This is a genomic window from Rhizobium sp. AN80A, assembly GCF_030053015.1.
GTDB lineage: Bacteria > Pseudomonadota > Alphaproteobacteria > Rhizobiales > Rhizobiaceae > Rhizobium > Rhizobium metallidurans.
Genome location: NZ_JASJPX010000003.1, coordinates 127031 through 139079, shown reverse-complemented (window position 1 = coordinate 139079; position 12049 = coordinate 127031). Strand labels below are relative to the sequence as shown.

12 protein-coding genes and 1 pseudogene are annotated in these 12049 nt (G+C 62.9%); all 13 read right to left on the bottom strand.

The window, feature by feature from the left end; all coding sequences use genetic code 11:
* Positions 1–48: 48 nt before the first annotated feature.
* Positions 49–720, bottom strand: a complete 672-nt coding sequence (locus P3R82_RS12215) for an urease accessory protein UreF (protein ID WP_283194025.1) — start codon at positions 718–720, stop codon at positions 49–51.
* Between the two features lie 3 nt (positions 721–723).
* Complete coding sequence (gene ureE / locus P3R82_RS12210; RefSeq protein WP_283194024.1) at positions 724–1260, bottom strand: urease accessory protein UreE; 537 nt, start codon at positions 1258–1260, stop codon at positions 724–726.
* Between the two features lie 104 nt (positions 1261–1364).
* A complete protein-coding gene (locus P3R82_RS12205) occupies positions 1365–2195 on the bottom strand; it encodes a GGDEF domain-containing protein (protein ID WP_283194023.1) in 831 nt (276 codons plus the stop codon).
* 342 nt (positions 2196–2537) lie between these two features.
* Positions 2538–4247, bottom strand: coding sequence for an urease subunit alpha (gene ureC, locus P3R82_RS12200; RefSeq protein WP_283194022.1), 1710 nt, complete (start codon positions 4245–4247; stop codon positions 2538–2540).
* A gap of 3 nt (positions 4248–4250) precedes the next feature.
* A complete protein-coding gene (locus P3R82_RS12195) occupies positions 4251–4874 on the bottom strand; it encodes a Urease operon accessory protein (protein ID WP_283196325.1) in 624 nt (207 codons plus the stop codon).
* A gap of 16 nt (positions 4875–4890) precedes the next feature.
* Entirely contained in the window at positions 4891–5301 is a 411-nt protein-coding gene (locus P3R82_RS12190) for a lysozyme inhibitor LprI family protein (RefSeq protein WP_283194021.1), read from the bottom strand.
* 20 nt (positions 5302–5321) lie between these two features.
* Entirely contained in the window at positions 5322–5627 is a 306-nt protein-coding gene (locus P3R82_RS12185; protein ID WP_283194020.1) for an urease subunit beta, read from the bottom strand.
* A 484-nt stretch (positions 5628–6111) separates the two neighbouring features.
* A complete protein-coding gene (locus tag P3R82_RS12180) occupies positions 6112–6414 on the bottom strand; it encodes an urease subunit gamma (protein WP_018897100.1) in 303 nt (100 codons plus the stop codon).
* A 20-nt stretch (positions 6415–6434) separates the two neighbouring features.
* A complete protein-coding gene (locus P3R82_RS12175) occupies positions 6435–7256 on the bottom strand; it encodes an urease accessory protein UreD (protein ID WP_283194019.1) in 822 nt (273 codons plus the stop codon).
* A gap of 162 nt (positions 7257–7418) precedes the next feature.
* Positions 7419–8114 carry an urea ABC transporter ATP-binding subunit UrtE gene (urtE, locus tag P3R82_RS12170; RefSeq protein WP_183900572.1) on the bottom strand — a complete coding sequence of 232 codons (696 nt, stop codon included), beginning with the start codon at positions 8112–8114 and terminating at the stop codon, positions 7419–7421.
* Between the two features lie 202 nt (positions 8115–8316).
* Entirely contained in the window at positions 8317–9072 is a 756-nt protein-coding gene (gene urtD, locus P3R82_RS12165; protein ID WP_283194018.1) for an urea ABC transporter ATP-binding protein UrtD, read from the bottom strand.
* A 104-nt stretch (positions 9073–9176) separates the two neighbouring features.
* Positions 9177–10241 (bottom strand): annotated as a pseudogene (gene urtC, locus P3R82_RS12160) (urea ABC transporter permease subunit UrtC); the annotation flags it as partial.
* Positions 10238–11857, bottom strand: a complete 1620-nt coding sequence (gene urtB, locus P3R82_RS12155; protein WP_283194016.1) for an urea ABC transporter permease subunit UrtB — start codon at positions 11855–11857, stop codon at positions 10238–10240. The gene urtB and the pseudogene urtC, both read right to left, overlap by 4 nt.
* Positions 11858–12049 lie beyond the last annotated feature (192 nt).

Here is a 12049-nt window from a genome sequence, read left to right as displayed (position 1 = left end):
AGGCGGCCACCGGCAAATGGCGCAGATCGTTAGCGACAAGCGCTGTCGTCACGATCGGAAAAGCCGCGTCGATTGCGTCTCGTGCCGTAGCGAAACGATATCGGCCTGCACCGTCGCAGATCCCAACTCATCGAGCGTCGAGCCCGCCGCCCGCCGCGCAAGCAGCGCGATATCCCCTTCCCGCGCCGCCAGGATCGCGACGCCGTCCTTCTGGCCGGCAACGCCGAGCCGGATGCCGGCGGAAACGGCCTGCGAGACATAGGCGTGCAGGAAGGCGGCAACCGCCTTTTCGGCACTGATCCCATGAGCACCGGAAACAGCGCCGACGGCAACAGGATAAGCCACATGTTTTGGCAACCGTATGAACACATCATCGGGCCATGCGGCAGCGGCCGACAGGAAAGCGTCGCCGAGCAGAATGGTCTCCTGATGCCGCTCGCGCGATCCCGCCAGCGCCTCGGCAAGCTCGGCCACGTCGGATAGCGCCGAGGCGTCGCCATGCACTTTATGGCTCCAGGCAAGCAGCACGGCGTCATTCCACACTGCGCCGTGGTCCATCATGGCGCCGAGCCAATCTTCAAGCGAGGCGGCATCGTGCACGAGCCCGTCATGCACAGCCCGCTCCAGCCCGCCCGAATAGGCGAACGAGCCCACCGGAAAGGCCGGCGAAAGCCACGCCATCAACCGCAGCAAAGCCTGCAGATCACCGTCTTCGGTCATGGCTCAGTCGTGCGAATGCTTGTGACCGTGGTCATGTCCATGGTCATGCCCGTGGTCATGTCCGTGATCGTGGCCATGATCATGCGCATGTCCATGCGAATGGCTGCCGTGGGAGTGATAGGCGCCGCGCGCCGGCTGGAACGGCTCGGTGACATCAGAGACCGTCGCGCCCAGTCCCTCGAGCATGGCGCGGATGACATGGTCGCGCAGGATGAGGATACGCTCCTCCTCGATCTGCGCGCCCAGATGCCGGTTGCCCAGATGCCAGGCGAGCTCGATCAGATGCAGGCGATCCCGGGCCTTGATCTCGAACAGCTTCTCGTCGGCGGCGACGATCTCGACCAGCTCGCCGTCGCCGAGCACCAGCATGTCGCCATTGGCGAACAGCACCGGCTCCTTGAGATCGAGCATGACCATCTCGCCATTGTCGAGATGCAGCAGCTTGCGCCTCAGATGCCTGAGGTCATGCGGCAGCACGACCTTGTGGCTGGGATGCGAAGACGGCGTGCCGGCCGGCAGATAGGTGGTGATATACTGCATGATGTGTCCATTCCGGTTCAGGCGAGGAGCATGCAAAATCGCCCTTGATGGCGCAAGGGTCAAAACGACGTAGGAAGCAACATCAGCGCCCGCGACGGCCGCTGCTAATGGATGGCGGCGGATCTGCTGTCGACGTTGATCTCGTCCTGGCTCAGCCGCGCGCGACGCTGCAGTCCCTCGTCCTCGTGGACCACGCGATTGCGGCCGAGGGTCTTCGCCAGATAGAGCGCCTTGTCGGCGGCGGTGTAGGCCGCCTGCGTGCTTCGCCCGTCGCAGAGTTCCGCGATGCCGGCCGACACGGTGATGTTGAAGGTGCAGCCATCGAGCGCGATCGTCCGTTCGGCAAGCCGGTTGCAGGCCGCTCTGATCCGCGCCACCCGCTCCTCTTTCAGCGGCGCGACGACCACCACGCCGAACTCCTCGCCGCCGAGCCGCGCAACGGTCGAGTCTTCGCTGAAGGCCGCCGACAGCTCCGCCGCGACGGCGACGATGACAGCGTCGCCACAGGCATGCCCATAGCGATCGTTGACCGCCTTGAAGCGATCGACGTCGAAGATCGCCAGGCAGGCAGGCCCCGCGACGTGATCGAGCGCCTCGGTGAACGCCCGCCGGTTGAGCAGGCCGGACAGCATGTCGGTGCGGCTCAATTGCTCGAACTCGGCGCGCGAGACGCTGAGTTGATGCATGGCGTAGCCCGCGACGAGGGCCAACACCCCGGACACGATCCCCCCGATCAGCCAGGACAGCGCAACGCCGTAGATGATGGCGTTCTCCAGCGAAACCGGCAGCACCCCCGCCCAGTCGAGCGGAAAGAGCAACACCGCTATCGCCACCGATGAGAGCATCACCGCGGCAAAGCTCATCTTCAGCGCATAGGTATAGATCGTGACGCGATTCCTGAAATCGCCGAGCTCCGCCTGGAGTAAGATATGCATCCGAATCGACCTTTTTGCCCCTCGCAAGGCATATTGATTAGATAGGAACCGCTGCCGAGGTCTTAAGGGAATCGTTAGGATTTGAGGGAATTTTGTAAATTAATCGTGCGCTGCACAATGGATCGAAACGCGACGATTTTCAGCGTGAACAGGCCTGCGGACTGTCTCGCATAAATAATTGATAAAAAACATTTTTTAGGATTTCTTCGGGCGCCACGTCTCATTTCGGTCGCAACGCCCCAAGGTGGAACAGAGCGCAATCAAGACACAACTTTAAGAATGTATTGCTAAACGTGTAGCGAGAAGTTGGCCGGCACCCGAGGCGCCGGCCATTAAAGCTCGTCAGTACAGGAAGTAGCGCTGCGCCATCGGCAGCGAAGTGGCCGGTTCGCAGGTCAGCAACTCGCCGTCGGCACGCACTTCGTAGGTCTCCGGATCGACCTCTATATGAGGCGTGAGGCTGTTGTGGATCATCGACGCCTTGGAGATGCCGCCGCGCGTGTTCTTGATGGCGACGAGGTCCTTGGCGACGCCGAGACGCCCCTTCAGGCCGGCATCGAGCGAGGCCTGCGAAACGAAGGTGACCGACGAATTGGTGCGCAGCTTGCCATAGGCGGCGAACATCGGGCGGTAGTGCATCGGCTGCGGCGTCGGGATCGAGGCGTTCGGATCGCCCATGGGGGCTGCCGCGATCGAGCCGGCGAGCAGCACCATCTCCGGCTTCACGCCGAAGAAGGCCGGGTTCCACAAGACGAGGTCCGCGCGCTTGCCGACTTCGATCGAGCCGATCTCGTGGCTTACCCCTTGAGCAATCGCCGGGTTGATCGTGTACTTGGCGATATAGCGGCGGACGCGGAAGTTGTCGTTATCACCCGTCTCCTCCTTCAGCGGACCGCGCTGGCGCTTCATCTTGTCGGCCGTCTGCCAGGTGCGGATCGCGACCTCGCCGACGCGGCCCATGGCCTGGCTGTCGGAGGAGATGATCGAGAAAGCGCCGATATCGTGGAGGATGTCTTCCGCCGCGATCGTCTCCTTGCGGATACGGCTTTCGGCGAATGCGATATCCTCCGGGATCGACGGCGACAGGTGGTGGCAGACCATCAGCATGTCGAGATGCTCGGCGATGGTGTTGACCGTGTAGGGCCTTGTCGGGTTGGTGGACGACGGAATGACGTTCGACTGGCCGCAGATCTTGATGATATCGGGCGCGTGGCCGCCGCCCGCCCCTTCCGTGTGGAAGGCGTGGATGGTGCGGCCCTTCAGCGCCCCGATCGTATCCTCCACGAAGCCGCTTTCGTTCAGCGTGTCGGTGTGGATCATCACCTGGATATCGTATTCGTCGGCAACCGAGAGGCAGCAGTCGATCGCGGCCGGCGTCGTGCCCCAGTCCTCGTGCAGCTTCAGCGATGACGCGCCGGCCAGCACCATTTCCTCGAGCGCGGCCGGCAGCGAGGCGTTGCCCTTGCCCGCCAACGCCAGGTTCATCGGGAAGCCGTCGAAGCTTTCGATCATCCGCTCGATATGCCAGGCGCCGGTGCAGGTGGTGGCGAGCGTGCCGTGCGCCGGGCCGCTGCCGCCGCCGAGCATGCAGGTGATGCCGGACATCAGCGCTTCCTCGATCTGCTGCGGGCAGATGTAGTGGATATGCGCGTCCATGCCGCCGGCGGTGATGATCTTGCCCTCGCCGGCGATCGCCTCGGTGGACGGGCCGACGATGATGTTGACGCCAGGCTGCGTATCCGGATTGCCGGCCTTGCCGATGGCGTGGATGCGGCCGTTCTTCAGCCCGATATCCGCCTTGACGATGCCGGTATGGTCGATGATCACGACATTGGTGATGACGGTATCGACAGCACCCTGCGCCCGCGTTGCCTGGCTCTGCCCCATGCCGTCGCGAATGACCTTGCCGCCGCCGAACTTCACCTCTTCGCCATAGGTGGTGAAATCCTTTTCGATCTCGATGAAGAGCTCGGTATCGGCAAGCCGCACCTTGTCGCCGGTGGTCGGGCCGAACATGCCGGCATAGGCGGCGCGGGAAATCTTGTAGGGCATGGGTCAGGCTCCTTGGGAGGGCGAACGGGATGCGGACGGATAAAACCGCGTGACGCGGCCTGCGGCGACGTAAGCGTCGACGAGCTGCCTTTCGGCGGCGAAGGGATGCCACTCCCAGCCTTGGTGGCCGAAGCCGGCAAGCGCAATCGGGGCGTCGGGAAATCGGTTCATGACCTCCGCGATCACGATCATGCCGCTGCTCGGCACGACGTAGGGCGCGGGATCAAATACGGCCAGAGCCTGGTCGACGCCATCATGAATCACTTTGTCAACGACCGCATGCGCCTTGCCAGCGTCCTTGCAGAAGCTGTTGAATTGACTCGTATAGTCGTCGCAAAAATCGTCGAGTTCGGGATGCGAGACGGCAAGCGGGCCTTTCAGCGCCGCGAATTTTTCCGGATCGCGCACGCTCCAGATCTCGGATGCCTCAATGACGGCGGGATGCGCGCGCCACGCCTGAGAGGACAGCATCGCCCTGGCGGGACGACCGGTATTGCAGACGGCGACGACATCCGTGCGGCCGGGGCTCGCCTCATAGGACCGGCATTCGTTGAACCGGATGACGAAGCCGGCCGCGGCGACAGCCGCGGCTCCCTCCGCACCGATCTCACCATTGCCGACGATCATGATGCTCTCTGCCACCTCAGTTGCTCAACGCATCTTCGAGCGCCTTGAGCTCCTTGGTCCTGGCATCGGTCACGTTGGCGATGCAGCCGGCCACCAGCATCGGCTCCATCGTGCCGCCACGCGCCTGAAAGCCGGCCGCTTCGCATTGCGCATCACGGTAGGTGATCCATGCACGCTGCGCGGTCACCAGCGCTTTTTCGGCCCCCTTCATGTCATCATCCTGATCGCTATCAATGGCGACCATGGCGGCGCGGGTCTTCTTGTATTGAACGTTGAGCGCCTTGTCGGCATCGTCCTGCCGCGCCCGCTCGCAGAGCGTCATGTCGGTCTGCGTCGTCGGGCTCGTGCAATCGATCTCCGTCGCGCTGGCAGCGCCAGCCGCCATCAGCGAAAGCAGGCCGAAGGCCATGGGCATCAAAATACGCATCATCTTCTCCCGGGCCCCGATCACAATTTGCCCATTACCAGCTGGCGGAAGCCATAGACCTCGCGCTTGCCGGACAGCGGGATCAGCGTCACCGAACGCGTCTGCCCGGGCTCGAAGCGCACGGCGGTGCCGGCGGGAATATCGAGCCGCATGCCATGCGCCTTCTCGCGATCGAAGGACAGGCCGGCATTGGTCTCACCGAAGTGATAATGGCTGCCGACCTGCACCGGACGATCGCCGGTGTTCGACACCTCGATAGTCACCGTCGGCGCGCCGGCATTGAGTTCGATTTCGCCTAGTGCGGCAATGATTTCGCCTGGGATCATGGTTTAACTCCACCTACAATAGACACAACGTAGTCAGGGTAACAGAACGTCCAGATCGAGAATCCCAACGTTGCGGATATCAATGTAAAATGGAAAACGTATCGAACTGGCTTGAGCCATTTGGGCGACTTATTGTCATAGTAGGATGCATACCCACTAGGATCTTCCCCATACTCAAGAAAGTAGGGCTCGACCCAGTCCTTTAGGAACCCTTCGGCCGTTTGAATGATGCGCCTGTGCGCCTCATATCGAAGTAAACTATAAATAGAAAAACAAACAGGAAGGAGAAAAAGAGCCCTGATAAAAAATATGTCAGATAATTTCAGCTGAAAAGCGAAGTAGTATATCGCGGCCGTAATCGACAGATAAAATATCTCAGTCTTATTTATCTCATCGATGTCGCTATTTATACGACCTCGCACAATAGAATATTCCGCCATTAGGAGCGCGGCGGTTTGCTCTTGAGTTGCCTTCTTCATCGCCGCTACCGGATGGGTTCGTGAACGGTCACCAGCTTCGTTCCATCAGGGAACGTCGCTTCCACCTGCACGTCGTGGATCATCTCGGCGATGCCGTCCATCACCTGGTCGCGGCCGATGACATGAGCGCCGGCTTCCATCAGCTCGGCCACCGGCCGACCGTCACGCGCGCCTTCGACGACGTAGTCGGTAATCAGCGCGATCGCCTCGGGATAGTTGAGCTTGACGCCCCGCTCCAGCCGCCGCCGCGCGACCATCGCCGCCATCGAAATCAACAGCTTGTCTTTTTCTCTTGGTGTGAGGTTCATCGTGCATCCATCTGCTTGAACTAGAGATTCCAGACTTTCGGCACAGGCGCGCCGTTGCGCAAGGCGGAAATGATCGGGATCAGGATTTTTCGAAGAGCGAAGCCGTCCGAAGCCGCGAGCCGCACGACGAGCTTGCCCGCCCAGCAGCTGGCGCCGCCCATATGGCCGTCGAGCAACGGCCTGACCGCATTGAGATAGCCTTCCGCCTGCGGCCCGACATAGAGCAGCGTCGCGAAGGCAACCTGGCCCGACAGCACCGCCTGCTCGCGCGTCAGCGCCTGGACTTCGCCCGCAAGCCTCAGATCCTCGGCATGGAAAAGCCGGCCTTCTCTGCGGATGCGCCAGCGGTCGCGAAACAGCCCCGAAACGACCGCCTCGCCCATCGCCTTGCGCCCGAGCAGCACCGCTTCGACCGCGAGAAATTCCGCCCCCTCGTCGAGATCGACATCCAGTCGGCGATAGAGCGAGGAGCGATCGAAGAGGATGGTTTCCTGCGGCAGCCAGTCGACCCGCGCATTGGCGCCGACCTGAATTTTCGTGGTGATCTCGGCGGTGCCGGCGGACGCCTTGTAGATTTTCTCGCAGGCCTGCGTCGTCACGTCGATGCGCGTGCCGGGGCCGGCAACGACGCTCCAGTCCATGCGGTCACCGCCGGTAAGTCCACCCGCCGTATTGATGATGACGGCCTCCATCGAGGCATCGAAGGTATCGGGCAGCCGGATCTTCGCCGCACCCTCCTGATAGAGTTCACGGATGCACGTGCGCCCGCCCAGCGACTTCGCGGCCAGATGCCCGCGGCCCTCGGCCCTTTGCGGTCTGGTGGCTGCCGCGGCGTTCGTCATTCTGTCCCCTCGTGATGCCCGCCGGTTTGCCCGGCCGTTTTCGTTCAATCCTGTAACCGATTGAAAGCAAGCAATTTCCGTGCCGCACGCCGGGCACCGCAATCCCGGCGCCGACCCTGCGGGCGCGTGTCGCCGAGTGCCTTTAAAAGCGGCGAATGCCGATCAGACGGTCAGATGCCGACGTGCCTCCGGTGTATCCAGCGTTTCCGCCAGCCCCTCGTGGACGATCTCGCCGCGATCCATGATGTAGACGTAATCGGCAAGCTCGCGGCAGAAATCGAGATACTGCTCGACGAGCAGGATCGCCATGCCGGTGCTATCGCGCAGATAGCGGATCGCCCGGCCGATATCCTTGATGATCGACGGCTGGATGCCCTCGGTCGGCTCGTCCAGCACGAGGATCTTCGGCCGCGTCACCATCGCCCGGCCGATCGCCAGCTGCTGCTGCTGCCCGCCCGAGAGATCGCCGCCGCGCCGCCCGAGCATGGTCTGCAGCACGGGAAACAGGCTGAAGATATCGTCGGGGATATTCTTGTCACGACGCTTAAGCGGCGCGAAGCCGGTCTCGAGATTTTCCTTCACCGTCAGCAACGGAAAGATCTCGCGTCCCTGCGGCACATAGCCGATGCCCTGCTTGGCGCGCGCATAGGGCGCAAGCCCGTTGAGCCTGGTGTCGTTGAAGGTCACGGTTCCCGATGACAGCGGATGCTGGCCGGTGACGGCCCGCAGCAGCGAACTCTTGCCGACACCGTTGCGGCCCAAGACGCAGGTAATCTTGCCCATCTCGGCCTTCAGCGAGACGCCGCGCAGCGCTTGCGCCGCGCCATAGTGGAGGTTTGCGTTTTCGACGGTCAGCATGGTTTTCCCCTATGATGGCTTGCGGTTGGGATACCCCCCCTCTGCCCTGCCGGGCATCTCCCCCACAGGTGGGGAGATTGGCTGGGCGCACCCGCTCGCTCCAACGGCTATTGATTGACGAGACGCCCGCCACGCGTCGATCTCCCCCCTTGTGGGGGAGATGCCCGGCAGGGCAGAGGGGGTAATCCTTGCTCGACCCTCATCACCGCCCCAGATAATTCTCGATCACCCTCGGATCGGCGCTGACGAAATCGATCGACCCCTCGGCCAGCACCGAGCCTTCAGCCAAGCACGTCACCTTCACCCCGAGGTCGCGAATAAACCCCATGTCGTGCTCGACAACGACCACCGACCGCGTCTTGGCAATCTCCTTCAAGAGGATAGCCGTCTCCGCCGTCTCGGCATCCGTCATCCCCGCCACCGGCTCGTCGACCAGCAACAGCTTCGGCTCCTGCGCCAAGAGCATGCCGATCTCCAGCCACTGCTTCTGCCCATGGCTGAGATTGGCGGCGAGGTCGTCGCGGCGGTGCGTCAGGCGAACGATCGCCAGGATCTCCTCGATGCGCGACCGGTCCTCGCGCGACAGCCGATAGAACAGCGTCGAGAACACCCCGCGCCGGCGGTTCAGCGCAAGCTCGATATTGTCCCAGACCGTGTGGCTTTCGAACACCGTCGGCTTCTGGAACTTGCGGCCGATGCCGAGCTGGGCGATGTCGGCTTCGTCGAGCTTGGTGAGATCGGTCTGGCCGTTGAAGAACACCTGGCCGGTATCCGGCCGCGTCTTGCCGGTGATGATGTCCATCATCGTCGTCTTGCCGGCGCCGTTCGGGCCGATGATGGCGCGCAGTTCGCCGGGCTCGATGACGACGGACAGCGCGTTCAGCGCCTTGAAGCCATCGAAGGAGACGGAGACGTTGTCGAGATAGAGGACGCTGTTGGGTTTGACGTCAGGGATCATGGCGCTCACTCCGCGGGCTGGATTTCTGCGTCGACACCGTCCTCGCGCCTGGCGGGCGGCGTGTCGCTGGAGGATGGCCTGCGCTTGCCGACATACTGGCCGATCGTGCCGACGATGCCCTTGGGCAGGAACAGCGTCACCGCCACGAACAGGCCACCGAGCGCGAAGAGCCAGAATTCGGGAAAGAGACCGGTAAAGATCGTCTTGCCGCCGTTGACCATGATCGCGCCGACGATCGGCCCGATCAGCGTCGAGCGCCCGCCCACCGCCGTCCAGATGACGACCTCGATCGAGTTGGCCGGCGCGAATTCGCCCGGATTGATGATGCCGACCTGCGGCACGTAGAGCGCGCCGGCGATCCCCGCCATCATCGCCGAGACGACGAAGGTGAAGAGCTTGAAATGTTCGACGCGGTAGCCGAGGAAGCGCGTGCGGCTTTCCGCGTCGCGCACGCCGACCAGCACCTTGCCGAACTTCGAGCGCACGATGGCCGACGCCATCATCAGCGACAGGGCAAGCAGGATCGCGGTCGCCGAAAACAGGGCGGCGCGCGTCCCGTCGGCCTGGATGTTGTAGCCGACGATATCCTTGAAATCAGTCAGGCCGTTATTGCCGCCGAAGCCCATGTCGTTGCGGAAGAAGGCGAGCAGCAGCGCGTAGGTCATCGCCTGCGTGATGATCGAGAGGTAGACGCCGTTGACGCGGGAGCGGAAGGCGAACCAGCCGAACACGAAGGCGAGCAGGCCGGGCACCAAGAGCACCATCAGCGCCGCGAACCAGAAGTGATCGAAGCCTTGCCAGAACCAGGGCAGTTCCTTCCAGTTCAGGAACACCATGAAATCAGGAAGGATGGGATCGCCGTAGCTGCCGCGCGTGCCGATCTGCCGCATTAGATACATGCCCATCGCATAGCCGCCGAGCGCGAAGAAGGCGCCGTGGCCGAGCGAGAGAATGCCGCAGAAGCCCCAGACGAGATCGAGCGCCAGCGCCAGCAGCGCGTAGGTCAGATACTTGCCGAACAGCGACATGATGTAGGTCGGAATGTGCAGCGGGCTCGTTTCCGGCGTCATCAGGTTGAGCACCGGCACCAGCACGGCAAGCGCCAGGAGGATGACGAGCGCGACGATGATCTTGCGATCGAGAGACCGGAGAAGGAAGGCCGTAATCATGCTTCCACCGCCCTTCCTTTGAGTGCGAAGAGACCACGCGGCCGCTTCTGGATGAAGAGAATGATGAGGACGAGCACCAGGATCTTGCCGAGCACGGCGCCGGCGAAGGGCTCGAGGAACTTGTTGACGACGCCGAGCGACAGCGCGCCCACCAGCGTGCCCCACAGATTGCCGACACCGCCGAACACCACGACCATGAAGCTGTCGATGATGTAGCTCTGGCCGAGGTTGGGCGAGACGTTGTCGATCTGGCTGAGCGCCACGCCCGCCATCCCGGCGATGCCGGAGCCGAGCGCGAAGGTGAAGGCATCGACCCAGCCGGTGCGGATGCCCATCGACGACGCCATGCGCCGGTTCTGCGTGACCGCACGCATCTGCAGGCCGAAGGCGGAACGCTTCAGCACCATGAGCAGCGTCACGAACACCGCCATCGAGAAGACGATGATCCAGAGGCGGTTCCAGGTGATCGACAGGCCGCCGAGCTCGAACGCGCCCGACATCCAGCTCGGATTGCGCACCTCGCGGTTGGTCGGTCCGAAGATCGAGCGCACCGCCTGCTGCAGGATGAGCGAGACGCCCCAGGTCGCGAGCAGCGTTTCCAGCGGGCGACCGTAGAGATAGCGGATCACGGTCCGCTCGATGACGAGGCCGACGAAGCCGGTGAAGAGGAAGGCGGCCGGAACGGCGAAGGCCAGCGAATAGACTTCGAGGCCGGGGAATGTCGAGGCGATGTACTGCTGAACGACATAAGTCGTGTAGGCGCCGATCATCACCATCTCGCCATGCGCCATGTTGATGACGCCCATGACGCCGAAGGTGATGGCAAGGCCGATTGCCGCAAGCAGCAGCACCGAGCCGAGCGACAGGCCGTACCAGACGTTCTGCACCACGTCCCAGACCGCCAGGCTGCGGTTGATCGTGTTGATATGCGTCTGGATATCGCCTTTCAGCGCGTCAGGCGCGGTCGCCATGGCCGATGTCAGGATCGTCAGCGCATTGCGACCGCCACGCTCCGCGATCGTATCGATGGCCGCCTTCTTGTCCTCTGCGCCGACATCGCTCTTGAGCACCATCACGGCCCTGGCCGCTTCCATCGTGGCCTTGACCTCGGCGTCCCTCTCGGCGGCAAGCGCCGAGTTCAGCAGTTCGAGATTGGCGGGATCGGCATCGCGCAACAGCCCCTGCGCGGCCGCAAGGCGCGCACCGCGATCGGGAGAGAGCAGCGTCAGCTGGCTCATGGCCGAGGCGATAACGCCGCGCAGCGAATTGTTGATCCTGACCTTGGACATGTAGTCCGCATCGATATCGGCGACGACCTCGCCGCTGACGGGATCGGAAAAGCTCGGCTCGTCCTCCGTGCCGCCCTGGAGCAGGACAGGGCCGCCGTTTTCGGAATTCACGTAAAGCCGGCCGTCGCTGAGCTGCTGCAGGATCTGGCTGACAAGGGGATCGCCGGATGCGACCAGCGCCTTGATGGCGACCTCGCGCTCGGGGAAGTCGCCGACGCCAAGCGCATCGACGAGCACCCGGAAATCTTCCTGCGCCTTCAGCGCCGTGGCGAATACCGGCAGGGCCAGGCACAAGGTCAAAAGCAAAATCTTGATGGCGCGATACATCGGCTTTCTGCCTCGGTTATCGTTGGCCTACCGGCCCAATGGAAAAGAAGTACCGGGCCTTGGCTCGACAGGGCCCCACGCGGGGACCACTGCCGTCGGAAGCATCCGGGCCGCGCTTCTAAGATGGACCTTCCGCCCGGACAGGAGAGACCGGGCGGAAGTCTTCAGGCGTCAGAGTGACGGGGTGATCAG